Genomic DNA, 17,193 nt, shown 5'->3' with positions numbered 1-17,193 from the left:
CTCCGTCTGGACTCTAAGCCACTGCCACTTCCTGCGGCTCAAAACTGTCCGCCCGTGCCATCTGCCACATCCGCGAATAGAACTCGCCGTTCACTTCCCCGCTGAGCAATTCCCCGGGTTTCAGGAATACATGCAACTGCGAGAACAGCTTGATCTCGGTCGCCGACATGCGCCTTACCAGGTGCTTGGCCGACAGTTGCGAGGGGTGATCGAGGCCGGCGGCGGCGAGCATTTCTGCCAGCGCCTTGAGCGTGTTGCGATGGAAGTTGTAGACCCGCTGCGCCTTGTCGGGCACGACCAGCGCACGTTGGCGCAGAGCGTCCTGGGTGGCGACGCCAGTCGGGCATTTGTTGGTGTGGCAACTCTGCGACTGGATGCAGCCGATGGCGAACATGAAGCCGCGCGCCGAGTTGGCCCAATCGGCGCCGATGGCCAGCACGCTGGCGATGTCGAAGGCGCTGACGATTTTGCCGCTGGCGCCGAGTTTGATCTTGTCGCGCAGATTCAAACCGACCAGCGTGTTGTGCACGAACAGCAGCCCTTCGCGCATCGGCACGCCAATGTGGTCGGTGAATTCCACGGGAGCGGCGCCGGTGCCGCCTTCCTTGCCGTCGACGACGATGAAGTCGGGAAGGATGCCGGTTTCCAGCATGGCTTTGGCGATGCCCATGAACTCCCACGGATGGCCGAGGCAGAATTTGAAACCCACCGGTTTGCCGCCGGACAGTTCACGCAGTTGCTGGATGAAATGCATCATCTCCAGCGGCGTGGAAAACGCGCTGTGGCGTGACGGCGACACACAGTCTTCGCCCATCATGATGCCGCGGGTTTCAGCGATTTCCTTGGTCACTTTGTGCTTGGGCAGAATGCCGCCGTGGCCCGGTTTGGCGCCCTGGCTCATCTTGATTTCGATCATGCGTACTTGTGGGTTCTGCGCCTGTGTGGCGAAGCGTTCCGGGTCGAATCGACCGTCGCTGGTGCGGCAACCGAAATAGCCGCTGCCCAGCTCCCAAGTCAGGTCGCCGCCGTGTTCACGATGATACGGGCTGATGCTGCCTTCGCCGGTGTCGTGGGCAAAGTTGCCAAGCTTCGCTCCCTGGTTCAACGCGCGGATGGCGTTGGCGCTGAGTGAGCCGAAGCTCATCGCCGAGATGTTGAACACCGACGCCGAATAAGGCTGCGTGCACTGCGGACCACCGACGGTGACGCGGAAACTGCTCGGGTCGCTCAACGGCGCCGGACGCATCGAATGGCCGATGAATTCGAAACCGGATTGGTACACATCGATCAGCGTGCCGAATGGTTTGTCGGCGCTTTCATTTTTTGCCCGCGAGTAGACCAGTGAACGCTGGGCGCGCGAGAAGGGCAGGGCGTCGCTGTCGGACTCCAGCAAATACTGACGAATCTCCGGGCGGATGCCTTCGACCAGATAACGGATGTTGCCCAAAATCGGGTAGTTGCGGCGTACCGCGTGTGGGCTTTGCAATAGATCGAACAGACCGAGCAGGCTTAGCACGCCAGTGACGGCGGTGATCGGCCACAGCCAGTCATGTTCGAGAAAAGGCAGGCTGGCGAGGGTGAAAATCACGCAGACGGCAAAGAAGGCGTAGCGGCTCAGAAGGGACAGGCTCATACGGTTTCCTTGGTTCGGACTTTGTAGGGCAGGCAGGGATTCTGCGCCAACGTAGAAACCGTGAACAGGGAGACTTACTGACTATTTCGGCGTCAGGCAACAGACTGACGCAGCGGCAACAGCACACGGAACGTGGTGCCAGTCCCGAGTTCGCTGCGTACCGAAATATCCCCGTGGAGGAAGTAGAAGGGGCGCTACAGGAACAAGGGTGATGGCATGTGAGGTGACGTTGGCGGGGCAGGCATGGGATCCTTGCGGTTTTTCTCCAGGACCGTGGCTGACCCATGACGTGTGCATCCGCCGTTTCACCTCGCATCATCCACATTGCCGCCGCGCTGTTACTCAACGCCGACGGCCAGACCTTGCTGGTACGCAAACGCGCCACCAGGGCGTTCATGCAACCGGGCGGCAAGATCGAAGCCGATGAGTTGCCGGTGCAGGCACTGGCCCGTGAGCTGGAAGAAGAGTTGGGATTGGTCATCGATCCCACACAGGCAACGTTCCTTGGCCAGTTTTCAGCTCCTGCCGCCAATGAACCGGGATTTGTCGTACAGGCAGAAATCTTTCAACTGACCATCGATGCCGAAGTCTCCCCGGCGGCTGAAATCGAAGAGGTCGTCTGGGTCGATCCGGCCACTGATCCGGCGCTCGAACTGGCGCCATTGACACGCGACCTGATCCTGCCGTTTTATCGAGCCTCGCTGACCAGAATCGCCTGATCATTAACGCAAGGGACGCCCGCCATGATCCCGCTTCAAGACTTGCTGATTTTCGCTGCCGCCGCGTTGCTGATGGTCCTCACTCCGGGGCCGAACATGATCTATCTGATCTCGCGTTCGATCTGTCAGGGGCGCAAGGCGGGCGTCACGTCGTTGCTGGGTGTGGTCGCGGGTTTCTTTGTGCATATGTTTGCCGCTGCTGCCGGTCTTAGCGCTGTGTTTCTCGCGGTGCCAATGGCTTATGAAGTGTTGAAGTGGGCCGGTGCGCTGTACCTGCTGTGGCTGGCCTGGCAGGCGCTGAAACCCGGCGCGCGTTCGCCGTTCGAAGCCCGGCAGTTGCCGCCGGATTCGTCGCGCAAACTGATCACCATGGGCTTTCTCACCAGTGCCCTGAACCCGAAAATTGCGGTGTTCTATCTCTCGGTGTTTCCGCAATTCATCAGCCCTGAACACGGCTCGGTGTTCATCCAAAGCCTCATCCTCGGCCTGACCCAGATCAGCGTCAGTTTCACCGTCAATCTGCTGATTGCGCTGTTTGCGGCGGGCATTGCTTCGTGGTTCGTGCGCAACTCGACTTGGCTCGCGGTGCAGCGTTATTTCATGGGCCTGGTGCTGGGCGGTCTGGCCATTCGCTTGATGCTTGAGCAGCGGCGAGCCGAGTGATGTGGATCGAAAAGCTGGACGCCAGCCATGCCCTGGCCTATCGGGAACTGATGCTCGAAGCCTACGACCGTCATCCGCAGGCATTCACCTCAAGCGTGCGTGAACGCGCGGTGATGCCGTTGAGCTGGTGGGAGGCGCGCCTGACCAGCAAGCTCGATGTGGTGCTCGGCGCATTCGAGGGTGGCACGCTGGCTGGCATTGTCGGTTTGGCATTCGAGCCACGCGAGAAGGCCCGACACAAGGCCACACTGTTCGGCATGTATGTGTCGGCGGATTTTCGTCAGCACGGTTTGGGATTTGAACTGGTGCAAGCGGCACTGGCCGAGGCGCACAATCATCCCGAGCTGAAGCTTGTCCAGCTCACGGTGACCGCTGGCAACGACGCAGCGTTCACGTTGTATCAGCGCTGCGGCTTTATCCAGTTTGGACTTGAGCCGCTGGCGGTGCGGGTAGGCGAAGACTACTTCGACAAGATCCACATGTGGTGTGAGCTCTCCAGAAAATAAGATCAAAAGCTCGTCCGATCGCAGCCTTCGCAGCTCCTACACAGGACATGTATGCAACACAAATCCTGTAGGAGCTGCCGAAGGCTGCGATCTTTTGATTCAGCGTTTCAGCGCACGGCGCTCACCCCGTCCAGTGTCGAGAACGACGTGTCCTTGGCCGTCAGCAAAAAGTCGCGCATGTACGGCGCATCGAGCATGTCGGCGCGTATCCCTGCGTACAGCGTGGCAAACAAGCCTTTCTCGCCCAGCCGCTTGCCTTTCACGTAACCGCGCGAGCTGTACTCATGCAGCGCCCAGTGCGGCATGCCGCAGACGCCACGGCCGCTGGCGACCAGTTGCATCATCATCACCGTCAGTTCCGAGGTGCGCACTTGCGCCGGTTCGATGTCGGCCGGTTCGAGGAAGCGGGTGAAGATATCCAGTCGGTCGCGCTCTACCGGGTAGGTGATCAGCGTTTCAGTCAGCAAGTCTTCGGGCACGATGTACGGTTTGCTCGCCAGCGAATGCTGATTGGCCACCGCGAGCATGGCTTCGTAGGTGAACAGCGGCACATAGGTGATGCCGGCGATTTCCTGCGGGTCGGAGGTCACCACCAGATCCAGATCACCACGCGCCAGGGCCGGCAGCGGCGCGAAGGAGAAGCCTGATGCGAGGTCGAGTTCTACTTCCGGCCAGGCATCGCGGAACTGGTCGATGGTCGGCATCAGCCACTGGAAGCAACTGTGGCATTCGATCGCCATGTGCAAACGCCCGGCCGTGCCACCGGCCAAGCGGCTGATGTCACGCTCGGCGGCGCGCAGCAGAGGCAGAGTTGCGTCGGCCAGTTGCAGCAGGCGCAGGCCGGCGCTAGTAAAGCGCACCGGTTTGGTCTTGCGCACGAACAACTGCATGCCCAGCCGTTCTTCAAGCTCCTTGAACTGGTGCGAGAGTGCCGATTGGGTCAGGTGCAGACGGTCGGCGGCATCGACCAGGCTGTCGGCTTCGCGCAGGGCGTGCAGGGTTTTCAGGTGACGGATTTCAAGCACCGGCTGGCTCCATGAGGAAAACTTGTGATCAACACGAAAAGGTTGAGTTTGTCTCATGTTGGTTTGACTGTCGACAATGGCGCCATCTTTTATGCAATGGAGCACACTCGACATGGCCGTGGCCCACACCCTTGGTTTCCCGCGCATCGGCGCCGACCGTGAACTGAAAAAAGCCCTCGAAGCCTATTGGCAGGGTGATCTCGATCAGACCGAACTGAATCATGTCGGTCGTGAACTGCGCGCCCGCCACTGGCAATTGCAGAAAGACGCCGGCATCGATCTGCTGCCGGTCGGCGACTTCGCCTGGTACGACCAGGTGCTGACTCATTCGCTGATGTTTGGCGTGATCCCCGAACGTTTCGACAACGCGCGCGACGAGCGCGGCCTGCCAACCCTCGACACTTTGTTCGCCATGGCCCGTGGTGCGACCAGTCATTGCTGCGGCGGTGAGCACAGCAAGACTCAATACGCGCAAGAACTGACCAAGTGGTTCGACACCAACTACCACTACCTCGTCCCGGAATTCGGCGCTGATCAAGCCTTCAAGCTGAGCTGGAACCAGTTGTTCGATGAAGTCGAAGAAGCCAAAGCGCTGGGCCACAACGTCAAACCGGTGATCATCGGCCCGCTGACCTACCTGTGGCTGGGCAAGGCGAAAGGTGACGAGTTCGACAAACTCGAGCTGCTCGAGCGCCTGCTGCCGGTGTACAACCAAATCCTCGTGCGCCTCGCCGAGCAAGGTGTGGAATGGGTGCAGATCGACGAACCGATCCTCACCCTCGACCTGCCGCAAGCCTGGAAAAGCGCCTTCGAACGCGCTTATCACATCCTCCAGTATTCACCGCTGAAGAAACTGGTGGCGACGTATTTCAGTGGCCTTGAAGACAACCTGGGTCTGGCCGTGGGTCTGCCGGTGCAGGGGCTGCACATCGACGCGGTGCGCGCGCCGGAGCAACTTGGCCAGGTGCTCGATCGCCTGCCGACCTACAAGATTCTCTCGGTGGGGCTGGTCAACGGTCGCAACGTCTGGCGCTGCGAACTGGAGCAGGCGCTGGCGCAATTGCAACCGGCGCAGGAGCGTTTCGGCGACAACCTGTGGGTCAGCAGTTCCTGCTCGTTGCTGCACAGTCCGGTGGACGTCGAGCGTGAAGACAAACTCGATCCGGAACTCAAAAGCTGGCTGGCGTTTGCCGTGCAGAAGTGCAGCGAAATCTCCGTGTTGCGTGATGCGCTGAACGATCCGCAGGCGCCCAAGGTGCAAACTGCGCTGGCCGAGAGCCGGGCTGTTCACGCCAGCCGTGCGCAGTCGCCACGCATTCATAAGGCAGATGTGCAGGCGCGGATCAAGGCGATCAATGCCGGCGACAGTCAGCGTCATTCGCCGTTTGCCAAACGCATCGCCAAGCAACAGGCGCGTCTGCAGCTGCCGACGTTCCCGACGACCACCATCGGCTCGTTCCCGCAGACCGGTGCGATCCGTCTGGCGCGTCAGGCGTTCAAGCAGGGCAAGCTGTCGCCCAACGATTACCACGACGCCATGCGCAGTGAAATCCGCCACGCCGTGTTGATTCAGGAGCGCCTGGGACTGGACGTGTTGGTACACGGTGAAGCCGAGCGCAACGACATGGTCGAGTACTTCGCCGAGCAACTCGACGGTTACCTGTTTACGCGGTTCGGCTGGGTCCAGAGCTACGGTTCGCGCTGTGTGAAACCGGCAGTGATTTACGGTGACCTGAGCCGACCGCACGCCATGACAGTCGACTGGATTACTTACGCTCAAGGCCTGACCGACAAGGTCATGAAAGGCATGTTGACCGGCCCCGTGACGATGCTGATGTGGTCGTTCCCGCGTGAGGACGTGTCGCGCAAAATTCAGGCGCAGCAACTGGCGCTGGCCCTGCGCGATGAAGTGGTCGATCTGGAAAACGCCGGCATCAAGATCGTGCAGATCGACGAAGCGGCGTTTCGCGAAGGCCTGCCGCTGCGGCGTGCGCAATGGCAGGAATATCTGGACTGGGCGGTCGAGGCGTTCCGTCTGACGGCGTCTGGTGTGAAGGATGAAACGCAGATTCACACGCACATGTGCTACAGCGAATTCAACGACGTGATCAAGGCCATCGCCGACATGGACGCCGACGTCATCACCATCGAAACCTCGCGTTCGGACATGGAGTTGCTCGAGGCCTTTGAAGCGTTCGACTACCCCAATGACATTGGTCCCGGCGTCTATGACATCCACTCGCCACGGGTGCCGGACACTGCCGAGATGGTCAAGTTGATGAGCAAAGCGGTGCAGCGCATTCCCGCCGAACGTCTGTGGGTCAACCCTGATTGCGGTCTGAAAACCCGCGCCTGGCCGGAGACGGAAGCGGCACTGGTGAACATGGTGGCGGCGGCGCGGCAGTTGCGCAGTCAACTGGCCTGACACTCGCCCACAGGATCGATTAGAGGTCGGAGGCTGCGCCCGACCCGGATGACCGCTCGGCGCTCTTCATCAAACTGTCACGTAACTGTGGCAGCGCGCTTGTACAAACTTCATCAGACTCGCGCTCTACTGGGGTTCTGTGTTTCGGTGTTTTTGATGATGAAGGGATGGTTTTCGATCGCGGCTGTTCTGGCCGCGATTTTTTTCGGCGTGCCGGCCTCTGCGGCGTCGCGATGCGATGTGAATGTGCCCACCGAGCGTGTCGATCTGGCGCAGGTCAGCCTGGCGTACCAGAGCATTGGCCGTGCTTCGGATCCGGCATTGTTGTTGGTGATGGGGCTGGGCGGGCAATTGATCCACTGGCCGGACGAAGTGGTCGAGGCGCTGTGTCAGCAGGGTTTTCGAGTGATTCGCTATGACAACCGTGATGTGGGTCTGTCGACCTGGCGTCAGGCACCGGCGGAGGCCAACCTGACCTTTGAAGTGCTGCGATACAAGCTCGGTCTGCCGGTGGCGGCGCCGTACAGCCTGACCGACATGGCCGACGATGCGCTGGGGCTGATGACGGCCCTGCATGTCGAGCAATTCCATGTGCTGGGCGCCAGCATGGGCGGGATGATTGCTCAGCACATGGCGGCCATGGCGCCGCAGCGGGTTGAGAGTCTGACGCTGATCATGACCAGTTCCGGCGCTGAAGGTTTGCCGGCGCCCAGCGCGGCGCTGGTGCAGTTGCTGGCGCGACGCGGTGCGCCGAACCGAGAAATGGCGCTGGAGCAGCAGGCAGATTTACTCGCGGCACTCGGCAGCCCGGCGGTCAGCGATGATCGCCAGGCATTGCTGCAGCAAGCGGCGGCTTCTTACGACCGCGCGTTCAATCCGGAAGGCGTCAAGCGCCAGATCATGGCGATACTGGCCGAGCCGAGTCGGGTGGCGCTGCTCAATCAGTTGCGCGTGCCGACGCTGGTGGTGCACGGCACGGCCGATCCGCTGCTGCCGGTCATGCATGGCGTGCATTTGGCCGCGCACATTCGCGGCAGTCAGTTGAGGTTGATTCCGGGGCTGGCCCACCGGTTTCAGGAAGCGTTCAAGGAACCGTTGCTGGCGGCGGTATTGCCGTATTTGCAGGCGCATCGTGAAGACAATTCGCATTGGGCGCAGATTGAGCCGGTGGTGGGGCGGAATCTGCTGTAGCCGCTTTACCTTCGTGAGCAGGCTCTCTCCCACACAGGGGGTAGACGTTAGCCGTGTACGCGCACCCAAACCGAAACCAACACCGTAGCCGTCATCAACCAGGCCACCGCCGCCACGGCCAGCGAAGCCTCCAGCCGCATCCGGTCGACCATCACATACAACGTCGCCAGATACACAAAGTACGGAATGATCGACCACATCCCGAACACGATGGTGGTCTTCAGATCATCAACCGAGCGGCCCTTGCCGACGATGTAATGAGCAATCAGCGCAAACGTCGGGAACAGCGGCACCAACCCTGCGATGTAATAGTTTTTCGTCTTGGCCAGCGCCGCGAGAATCAACACAACCGCGGCACCGAGTGCCGCTTTCAGCAACAGATCCATCAGTGGCTCAACCCGTATTTTTTCACTTTGTCGAACAGTGTGGTCTTGGCCATGCCCAGTTCCAGGCTGGCCTGGGTCAGGTTGCCGCCGCTGCGCTGCAGCGCGTCGCTGAGCAGGTTGCGTTCGAAGGCTTCCACCGCTTCGGCAAATGCCAAACCCTGGCCCGCGCTGCCGGCGCCGGTTTTCTTGAAGGCCGGCAAACCGAGGGCAAAACGCTCGGCGACGTTGCGCAGTTCACGCACGTTGCCCGGCCAGTCGTGGCTCATCAGGTGCGACAGGGTCTGGTTATCCATTTCCGGTAGTGCGCGGTCGAAGCGCAGGGCCGATTGCTGGGTGAAGTGTTCGAACAGTTGCAGGATGTCTTCGCGGCGTTCGCGCAAAGGCGGCAATTCCAGCGTCACCACGTTGAGGCGGTAGTACAAGTCACTGCGGAATTCGCCGGCCTTGCTCGATTCGTCGAGGTCGGATTTGGTCGCTGCAATCACCCGGCAGTCCACCGCCACGCTCTGGTTGGAACCGAGGCGTTCGAGGGTGCGTTCCTGCAACACGCGCAGCAATTTGATTTGCAGCGGCAGCGGCATGCTTTCCACTTCATCGAGGAACAGCGTACCGCCGTCGGCGTGTTCGATCTTGCCGATGCGGCGCTTGCCGGCGCCGGTGAACGCGTTGGCCTCGTGACCGAAGATCTCGCTTTCGAAAAGGTTCTCCGGCAAACCGCCGCAGTTCAGTGCAACGAACTGCTTGCTGTGTCGCCGACTGAAGTCGTGCAGGCAGCGGGCAACCAGTTCTTTACCGGTGCCGGTTTCGCCTTCGATCAGGACGTTGGCCGAGGTGTCGGCGACGTTGGCGATCAATTCGCGCAGGTTCTGCATGGCCGGCGAGCGCCCGATGATCCGGCCTTCAAGCGAATCCCGCTCGGCCAGTTGCCTGCGCAGCGACGAGACCTCGCGGGCGAGGCTGCGTTGCTCCAGCGCACGGCGTGCAACATCGACCAGGCGCTCCGGCGAGAAGGGTTTCTCCATGAAGTCGTAGGCGCCTTTCTGCATTGCGCCAACGGCCATGGAGATGTCGCCGTGCCCGGTGATCAACACCACCGGCAAGCTGCGGTCGCGTTGCTTGAGCCGGGTCAGCAGTTCGAGGCCATCGATGCCGGGCAGGCGAATGTCGCTGATGACGATACCGGCAAAGTTGTCGCCGACGTGCTCCAGCGCTTCTTCGGCACTGCCGACGCCGATGCTGGGAATGTCTTCCAGCGTCAGCGCTTGCTGGCAGCCGAGCAACACATGGGGGTCGTCTTCGACGATCAATACGCTGAGGTCTTGGTTCATATTGGCTCGGCAGGAGTAGGGCTTACCAACGGTAAACTGAGAACGAAAGTGGTACCGCCGCCACCAGGGTGTTCGACACCCAAATGTCCGCCGGTGGCGGCGGCGAGGCTGGCGGAAAGCGTCAGGCCCAGGCCCAGGCCTTGTTCACCGGGCTTGGTGGTAAAGAACGGTTCGAACAGATGCTTGCGCGCTTCGACGTCGACACCGTGGCCATTGTCGCGCACCCGCAGGCGATATTTGCCATTGAACTCTTCACCTTCCAGCCACAGTTGCGGCAGCGGTTGCGCCTGCATGGCGTCGAGGGCGTTGCCGATCAGGTTGACCAGAATCTGTTCGAGGCGGGTCTGGTCGATGTGCAACTGCACATCAATGAATTGCCGGTGCAGTTGCAGCGCCGGATTTTCCAGGCGCGCTCCGAGCAATTGCAGCGCCGCGTCCACGGCTTTGCCGAGGCTGGCCTGGCCCTGATTGTCACCACGTCGGGCAAACGATCGCAGGCTGGCGGTGATCCGGCCCATGCGGTCGATCAGGTCGTTGATGGTTTTCAGATTGGTGCTGGCGACATCGAGCTGGCCGCGCTCGAGAAAACGCACGGTATTGCCTGAGAGAGTGCGCATGGCCGCCAGCGGCTGGTTCAATTCGTGGGCGATGCTCGTGGACATCTGGCCGATGGCGGCGAGTTTGCCGGCCTGCACCAGTTCATCCTGGGCCCGGCGCAGCGTCTCTTCAGCCTGCCGGCGTTCGCGGATCTGACTCTTGAGTCGATCGTTGCTGGCACGCAGGTCGGCGGTGCGTTCGGTAATCCGACGCTCCAGTTGATTGTTGGCTTCCTGCAAGGCTTCGCGGGCGGCGAGGCGGGTGGCGATGACCTTGCGCCGCTCATTCCAGGCAATCAGCAGGAACGCCACCAGGGCAAATGCGACGGCGACCAGAATTCCTTGGTTGATCGCTTCGCGGCGCAAATCCTGAAGCGGCGTCAGCAGGGTGAAATTCCACGGTGTATCGCTAAGGGGCCGGGTCTGCGCCAGATAGCGGATGTCGTCTTCGTCGGAGTCGATTTCACTGTTGGACGGGAAGGTGAGTTTTTCCACGCCTTCGGACAAGGTTTCCCGGGCCAGCGGTTGCAGTTCGGTGAGCGGGAACCAGTAGTACTGCAAGCTGCGGGCGAGTTTCTCTTTGACTTCGTCGCTCAGCGGGATGACCGATTTGAGGCGTCTGGCCGGATCGCTGGACAGAATGATGATGCCGTTTTCATCGCTGACAAACGCTTCGAGGCGCGCCCGTTGCCAGCGTTCTTCCATGGCTTCGAGGCGCACTTTGACCACGGCGACGCCGATGATCTTGCCGTGTTCTTCCAGGCCATGGGCCAGGTAGTAGCCGGGTTCGCCGTTGGTGCTGCCGATCCCGTAGAAACGGCCGGGTTCACCGCGTATGGCTTTTTGAAAATAGGCACGGAAGGACAGGTCTTCGCCCAGATAACTGTCGACATCGCGCCAGTTGCTGGTGGCCATCACGCGGCCGGTGGTGTCCATCACGTAGATGGCCCGACTGCGGCTGCGCCGGTTCAGGCCTTCAAGGTAATCGTTGACCGTTTTCCGGTGCTCCGGAGTCGGGTCGGCCAGCAATTGCGGGACACTGGTTTCCAGTTCCAGCAGGCTGGGGAGGTAGGTGTATTTGCTGATTTCGCTCTCGACGGCGCGGGCGTGCAGTTCCAGCTGACGCTGGCCGTTCTCGCCAAGGCTACGGATACCGAAATGTTCACTGGTCCAGAAGCCGATAAAACCCAGTCCGACCATCAGGGCGATGATCAGCGGCGGCAAGAACAGGTGACGAATCAGACGGGGCTTCACGGCAAGTGATGGCTTTGCTGCGCGATAAAGATTGGGGTCGCATTTCATCACAGATGCCTTGGGTCAACCAGCACACTTGCAGCAAGTACGCTGTCCCTGTGGGAGCTGGCTTGCCAGCGATAGCGCTCTATCAGTCGACATCATCTTCAACTGACAAGGCCCCATCGCGGGCAAGCCCGCTCCCACAGGTACTGCAGTGTTTTTTAGTGCTGCAAGATTTTCTCGAGGAAGTGCTGCGCGCGTTCGGAGCGGGCGCTGATATCGCCGAAGAACTCTTCTTTCGGGCAGTCTTCGATGATTTTGCCGGCGTCCATGAAGATCACGCGGTCAGCCACTTTGCGCGCGAAGCCCATTTCGTGGGTCACGCACATCATGGTCATGCCTTCCTGGGCCAGTTGCACCATCACATCGAGCACTTCGTTGACCATTTCCGGGTCGAGCGCCGAGGTCGGTTCGTCGAACAGCATGACGATCGGGTCCATCGCCAGCGCACGGGCAATCGCCACGCGCTGTTGCTGACCGCCGGACAATTGGCCCGGATGCTTGTGGGCGTGAGCCGACAGGCCGACGCGCTCCAGCAGTTGCAGACCTTTTTTGGTCGCCTCTTCCTTGCTGCGGCCCAACACCTTGATCTGCGCGATGGTCAGGTTTTCGGTGATGGTCAGGTGCGGGAACAGTTCGAAATGCTGGAACACCATGCCCACGCGCGAGCGCAGTTTCGGCAGGTTGGTCTTCGGGTCGGCAATCGAAGTGCCGTCGACCACGATGTCGCCTTTCTGGAACGGTTCCAGCGCGTTGACGCATTTGATCAGGGTCGACTTGCCGGAACCCGACGGGCCGCAAACCACGATCACTTCGCCTTTTTTGACCTCGGTGCTGCAATCAGTCAGCACCTGGAAGTCCCCATACCACTTGTTGATGTTCTTGATAGAGATCATACGGCGAACCTTTTTTGCAGACGCTTGACCAGCAGCGAGGCGGCAAAGCTGATTGTGAAGTACACGAGACCTGCGAAGATCAGGAACTCATTGGAGCGGCCAATGATGTCGCCACTGGCGCGCGAGGCATTGAGGAAGTCCACCAGGCCCACGGTGTAAACCAGTGAGGTGTCCTGGAACAGAATGATGCTCTGTTGCAGCAACAGCGGGGTCATCTTGCGAAAGGCTTGCGGCAGGATGATCAGACGCATCATCTGTCCGTAGCTCATGCCCAGCGCTTGCGCCGCGCCCATCTGACCTTTGGGAATCGACTGCACACCGGCGCGGACGATTTCGCAGAAGTAAGCCGCTTCAAACATCATGAACGCGACGATGCATGAGGTGAACGCACCGATCGGGGTGTCTTCGCCGGTGATCCAGCGCAGCACGAACGGCACCGCCAGATAGAACCAGGTGATCACCAGCAGCAGCGGGATCGAACGGAAATAGTTGACGTAGGCGCCGGCAACCCGCGACAGCAGTTTGCTCGAGGACAAACGCATCAGCGCCAGGATGGTGCCGAGAATGATCCCGCCCACCACGCCCATCGCCATCAGCTTGAGGGTCATCACCATGCCGTTCCACAAACCGGGAATGGCCGGGACGATGCCACTGAAATCAAATTCCATTATTTACCCCCCACGGAGATCAGGCCGGGCACGGCAACTTTCTTCTCGACCACGCGCATCAGCAGCATGAGGCTCATGTTCAGGGTGAAATAAATCAGGGTAGCGAGGGTGAACGCTTCAAACAGGTTGGCCGAGAACTCGGCGGTCTGTTTGGTCTGCGCGAGCAGCTCCATCAGCCCGATCAGCGAGGCCACGGAGGAGTTCTTGAAGACGTTCAAAAATTCCGAGGTAAGCGGCGGAATGATGATCCGGTAGGCCTGGGGCAGCAGCACGTTCCAGTAGATTTGCGGCAGCTTGAAGCCCATGGCGCGAGCGGCCGATTCCTGGCCACGCGGCAGCGCCTGGATGCCGGTACGCACTTGTTCGCAAACACGCGCGGCGGTGAACAGACCCAGGCACACGACCACGCTCAGGTAAGCCGAGGTGGTTGGGTTAAGGTCCTGTTTGTACCACTCTTGCAGATCGGCGGGCAGCAGGTCGGGCACCAGGAAGTACCAGATGAACAGCTGCACCAGCAGCGGCACGTTACGGAACAGCTCGACATAGCAGGTCGCAATGCCCGACACGATGCGGTTCGGCACGGTGCGCATGACGCCCAGTATCGAGCCCAGCAGCAGAGCGATGATCCAGGCCACGATGGCGATGGCGATGGTCCAGCCCAGACCGGAAATGAACCAGTCGAGATAGGTCTCGCTGCCCACGCCGGTGGACTTGAAGAACACGCTCCAGTCCCAGTTGTAATTCATTAGGGTCTCCCCTCGATTCGATCGATATACAAGTGCCCGCCTGGGAAACTCCGTTCCCTCTGATCGTGAAGATCAGGCACACGCGATCGGCTCGACAGCCACCGGTTCGAGTGTTTCCAGAATGTGCCAGCAGGGAGTGACAAACTCCTGAAAGGGCCGAGCCCCTTCAGGAGATAAGGTTAGTCAGAAATCAGGATTTCTTGTCGTCAGCCGCTTTATCGGTCGGATTGGCGATCAGAGCCTTGAGCTCGTCGCTCATCGGGAAGTTCAGGTTCAGGCCTTTTGGTGGAATCGGCGCCATGAACCACTTGTCGTAGATCTTGGTGATCGCGCCCGATGCGTAGGTAGCCTTGATGGCGTCATCCACAGCCTTTTTGAACGGCTCGTCGCCTTTGCGCATCATGCAGCCGTAGATTTCGTAGGACTGTGGAGTGCCGGTCACGGCCCAGTCGGTGGCTTTCTTGGCCTTGGCCGCTTCGCCGGCCAGCAGTGCGTCGTCCATCATGAACGCAACGGCACGACCCGATTCCAGCATCTGGAAGGATTCACCGTGGTCTTTGGCGGAGATGACGTTCATGCCCATCTGCTTGTCGGCATTCATCGCCTTGAGGATGCGCTCGGACGTGGTGCCGGCGGTGGTCACGACGTTCTTGCCTTTGAGGTCGTCGAAATCCTTGTACTTGGAGTCAACCTTGGACAGCAGACGGGTACCGATTTCGAAGATGCCGACGGAGAAGTCAACCTGCTGCTGACGCTCGACGTTGTTGGTGGTGGAGCCGCACTCGACGTCCACGGTGCCGTTCTGAACCAGCGGGATACGGGTTTGCGAGGTCACCAGGTTGTATTTGACCTGCAGGTTTGGAAGGTCGAGGTCTTTCTTGATCGCTTCGACGATAGCCAGCTGGATATCGTGGGAGTAGCCGACCGGTTTGCCGGAGGCATCAGCGATGTAGGAAAACGGGATGGAGGCATCGCGGTGGCCCAGGGTGATGACACCGGACTCTTTGATCTTCTTCAGGGTGCCGGTGAGTTCGGCAGCGAAAACTGGCGTGCTGATCAGAGCGGCAGCAATGGCTGCGCCCAGGATATGGGGAACGATGCGCATCAAATTTTCCTCGACATTGTTTTTTTTATGGAGCCAGTTTGTCGGCCCTTTTGTGCTTCGAATGCCTGACGGCTCCTGCAGTGTTGGCACAGCAGGCATTCGTCGAGAGAGTGTAGAGCATGAGTCGTGCCATACCAGTCGGTAACACCTAAGGCTCTGATTTATAACGCTATTAAACTTTTATGGCAGTTTTTTGTGGCGTATCTGATCCGGTTAACCGAATCGACCGCAAGGTCGCGTTCGGAAAACCGAATGGTTGGAGGCCTCTTACCCTGGCCCTTCCGAAACGTTGGACCGCGCAGAGGGGAGAGGGTCGGGGTGAGGCAACTGAACCCACATAAAAAAAGCCCCTGAATCTCACAATTCAGGGGCTTTCATTTAAGCGATGGTTATATCAAGCCGCTTCAATCTTGCGATTCTGCTCGACCTTGCCCAGATACGCCGCCAGTTTCTCCTGCTCGGCAGGTGTGGTGAACAGCCCCAGCTTGCTGCGACGCCACAGAATATCGTGCGCGGTCGTTGCCCACTCTTCGCTGCACAGGTAGTCGACCTCACGGGTGTAGAGCCCGCCACCAATGTGTTCACCCATGTCCGCGAGGGTTTCCACGCCTTCGAGCATGCGCCAGGTGCGGCTGCCGTAGGTGGTGGACCAGCGGCGGGCGATCTCGGTTGGCACGAAGTCGAACTTGTCGCGGATCAACGCGCTCAAGGCCTGCGGGGTGGTCATGTCTTCGCCGCCTGGCAGGGTCGCCGAAGCCGTCCAGCTCGGGCGCATCTGGGTGAAGTGCGGCATCAACTGCGCCATCGCCGACTCGGCGAGTTTGCGGTAGGTGGTCAGCTTGCCGCCGAATACCGACAGCAGCGGTGCTTCTTCACCGCCACCCGACAATGCCAAGGTGTAATCGCGAGTCACGGCCGACGGGTTATCGGACTCGTCGTTGCACAGTGGACGCACACCCGAGTAGCTGTGCTGGATGTCGTCGCGGCTGACTTGTTTCTTGAAGTGTGCGTTGACCACTTTCAGCAGGTAATCGGTTTCGCCGTCGGTGATCGCCACTTTGGCTGGATCGCCGGTGTACTCGCGGTCGGTGGTGCCGATCAAGGTGAAGTGGTTCAGGTACGGAATAGTGAAAACGATCCGCTGATCTTCGTTTTGCAGAATGTGCGCATGTTCACCTTCGTACAGCTTCGGCACGATGACGTGGCTGCCCTGAATCAGACGGATGCCGTATGGCGATTCCATCTTCAGGTCGTCGCGAATGAACTTGGCAACCCATGGACCCGCGGCGTTGACCAGTGCTTTGGCGGTGATCGAGAACAGGCTGCCGTCGGCACGTTCAAGATTCAGATGCCACAAACCTTTGGCGCGGCGGGCGCTGACGCAACGGGTCTGGGTGTGCACATGGGCGCCTTTTTCCCGCGCAGCCATGGCGTTCAGCACCACGAGGCGGGCGTCGTCGACCCAGCAATCGGAGTATTCGAAGCCTTTGGTAATTTCGCTTTTCAGTGCGCTGTCGGCGCCGAACTTAAGACTGCGCGAGCCTGCAAGTTTTTCGCGCTTGCCGAGGTTGTCGTAAAGGAACAGACCGGCACGAATCATCCACGCTGGACGCAGGTGCGGGCGGTGCGGCAGCACGAAGCGCATCGGCTTGACGATGTGCGGCGCCTTGGCCAGCAACACTTCGCGTTCAGCCAGTGCTTCACGCACCAAGCGGAACTCGTAATGTTCGAGATAGCGCAGACCACCGTGGATCAGCTTGCTGCTGGCCGACGAGGTGTGGCTGGCCAAATCATCTTTTTCGCAAAGGAACACCGAGAGACCGCGACCGGCGGCATCCGCTGCGATCCCCACCCCATTGATCCCGCCACCGATGACGGCGATATCGTAGATCTCGGAGATAGGGGGCGTACGCAAGGTAGATGTAGACATCGGCTGGCCTCGGGCTCTTGTGATTTTCTATATTTGAATTCGAACATTAATGTTCATTTGCGAAAATGGTAGCCCATAAA

At 59.9% G+C, this 17,193-nt stretch carries 15 protein-coding genes; 5 read left to right on the top strand and 10 right to left on the bottom strand.

Features of this window, described 5'->3' with window-relative positions:
* Nucleotides 1-13 precede the first annotated feature (13 nt).
* The gene (locus JJD74_RS06950) at nt 14-1,633 is read right to left on the bottom strand and encodes an FMN-binding glutamate synthase family protein (RefSeq protein ID WP_042560769.1); all 1,620 of its coding nucleotides are present in this window, start codon (nt 1,631-1,633) and stop codon (nt 14-16) included.
* Between the two features lie 284 nt (nt 1,634-1,917).
* On the opposite strand from JJD74_RS06950, the gene JJD74_RS06945 reads away from it, so the two are divergent.
* Genes JJD74_RS06945 through JJD74_RS06935 form a run of 3 tightly spaced genes read left to right on the top strand, consistent with a single transcriptional unit; the run spans nt 1,918 to nt 3,521 of the window.
* The gene (locus tag JJD74_RS06945) at nt 1,918-2,352 is read left to right on the top strand and encodes an NUDIX hydrolase (RefSeq protein WP_200612458.1); all 435 of its coding nucleotides are present in this window, start codon (nt 1,918-1,920) and stop codon (nt 2,350-2,352) included.
* Between the two features lie 24 nt (nt 2,353-2,376).
* Nucleotides 2,377-3,015 (top strand): LysE family translocator, encoded by a 639-nt coding sequence (locus JJD74_RS06940; protein WP_200612455.1) that lies wholly within the window; start codon nt 2,377-2,379, stop codon nt 3,013-3,015.
* Nucleotides 3,015-3,521 carry a GNAT family N-acetyltransferase gene (locus tag JJD74_RS06935; RefSeq protein WP_047302918.1) on the top strand — a complete coding sequence of 169 codons (507 nt, stop codon included), beginning with the start codon at nt 3,015-3,017 and terminating at the stop codon, nt 3,519-3,521. Before JJD74_RS06940 ends, JJD74_RS06935 begins: the two co-directional genes overlap by 1 nt.
* Nucleotides 3,522-3,628: 107 nt before the next feature.
* Here JJD74_RS06935 and metR read toward each other — a convergent pair whose 3' ends face one another.
* Nucleotides 3,629-4,546, bottom strand: a complete 918-nt coding sequence (metR, locus tag JJD74_RS06930) for a transcriptional regulator MetR (protein ID WP_200612452.1) — start codon at nt 4,544-4,546, stop codon at nt 3,629-3,631.
* 112 nt (nt 4,547-4,658) lie between these two features.
* Between metR and metE the strand changes: the two genes are divergently transcribed.
* Nucleotides 4,659-6,971: a 5-methyltetrahydropteroyltriglutamate--homocysteine S-methyltransferase gene (gene metE / locus JJD74_RS06925; protein ID WP_200612505.1), complete on the top strand. Its 2,313-nt coding sequence runs from the start codon at nt 4,659-4,661 to the stop codon at nt 6,969-6,971.
* 156 nt (nt 6,972-7,127) lie between these two features.
* Nucleotides 7,128-8,162, top strand: a complete 1,035-nt coding sequence (locus tag JJD74_RS06920; protein ID WP_047302916.1) for an alpha/beta fold hydrolase — start codon at nt 7,128-7,130, stop codon at nt 8,160-8,162.
* A 47-nt stretch (nt 8,163-8,209) separates the two neighbouring features.
* Here JJD74_RS06920 and JJD74_RS06915 read toward each other — a convergent pair whose 3' ends face one another.
* The 8 genes from JJD74_RS06915 to glpD all read right to left on the bottom strand — a co-directional run bounded on the left by JJD74_RS06915 (nt 8,210) and on the right by glpD (nt 17,113).
* The gene (locus tag JJD74_RS06915) at nt 8,210-8,539 is read right to left on the bottom strand and encodes a GlpM family protein (RefSeq protein WP_164488128.1); all 330 of its coding nucleotides are present in this window, start codon (nt 8,537-8,539) and stop codon (nt 8,210-8,212) included.
* Between the two features lie 8 nt (nt 8,540-8,547).
* Entirely contained in the window at nt 8,548-9,876 is a 1,329-nt protein-coding gene (locus JJD74_RS06910) for a sigma-54-dependent transcriptional regulator (protein ID WP_200612450.1), read from the bottom strand.
* Nucleotides 9,873-11,774 carry a sensor histidine kinase gene (locus tag JJD74_RS06905; RefSeq protein WP_042560755.1) on the bottom strand — a complete coding sequence of 634 codons (1,902 nt, stop codon included), beginning with the start codon at nt 11,772-11,774 and terminating at the stop codon, nt 9,873-9,875. The genes JJD74_RS06910 and JJD74_RS06905 overlap by 4 nt, the downstream gene beginning before the upstream one ends.
* A gap of 155 nt (nt 11,775-11,929) precedes the next feature.
* Complete coding sequence (locus JJD74_RS06900; RefSeq protein WP_042560754.1) at nt 11,930-12,664, bottom strand: amino acid ABC transporter ATP-binding protein; 735 nt, start codon at nt 12,662-12,664, stop codon at nt 11,930-11,932.
* Entirely contained in the window at nt 12,661-13,332 is a 672-nt protein-coding gene (locus JJD74_RS06895) for an amino acid ABC transporter permease (protein ID WP_042560753.1), read from the bottom strand. Before JJD74_RS06895 ends, JJD74_RS06900 begins: the two co-directional genes overlap by 4 nt.
* A complete protein-coding gene (locus JJD74_RS06890; protein WP_042560752.1) occupies nt 13,332-14,078 on the bottom strand; it encodes an amino acid ABC transporter permease in 747 nt (248 codons plus the stop codon). The genes JJD74_RS06895 and JJD74_RS06890 overlap by 1 nt, the downstream gene beginning before the upstream one ends.
* A gap of 190 nt (nt 14,079-14,268) precedes the next feature.
* Entirely contained in the window at nt 14,269-15,183 is a 915-nt protein-coding gene (locus JJD74_RS06885) for a glutamate/aspartate ABC transporter substrate-binding protein (protein WP_042560751.1), read from the bottom strand.
* Between the two features lie 394 nt (nt 15,184-15,577).
* Nucleotides 15,578-17,113: a glycerol-3-phosphate dehydrogenase gene (gene glpD, locus JJD74_RS06880; RefSeq protein WP_042560750.1), complete on the bottom strand. Its 1,536-nt coding sequence runs from the start codon at nt 17,111-17,113 to the stop codon at nt 15,578-15,580.
* Between the last annotated feature and the right edge of the window lie 80 nt (nt 17,114-17,193).

Source organism: Pseudomonas sp. MF6776, from assembly GCF_016613125.1.
Lineage (GTDB): Bacteria > Pseudomonadota > Gammaproteobacteria > Pseudomonadales > Pseudomonadaceae > Aquipseudomonas > Aquipseudomonas iridis.
The sequence above is the reverse complement of the archived record's forward strand: the minus strand, read 5'-3'. Positions and strand labels throughout refer to the sequence as shown.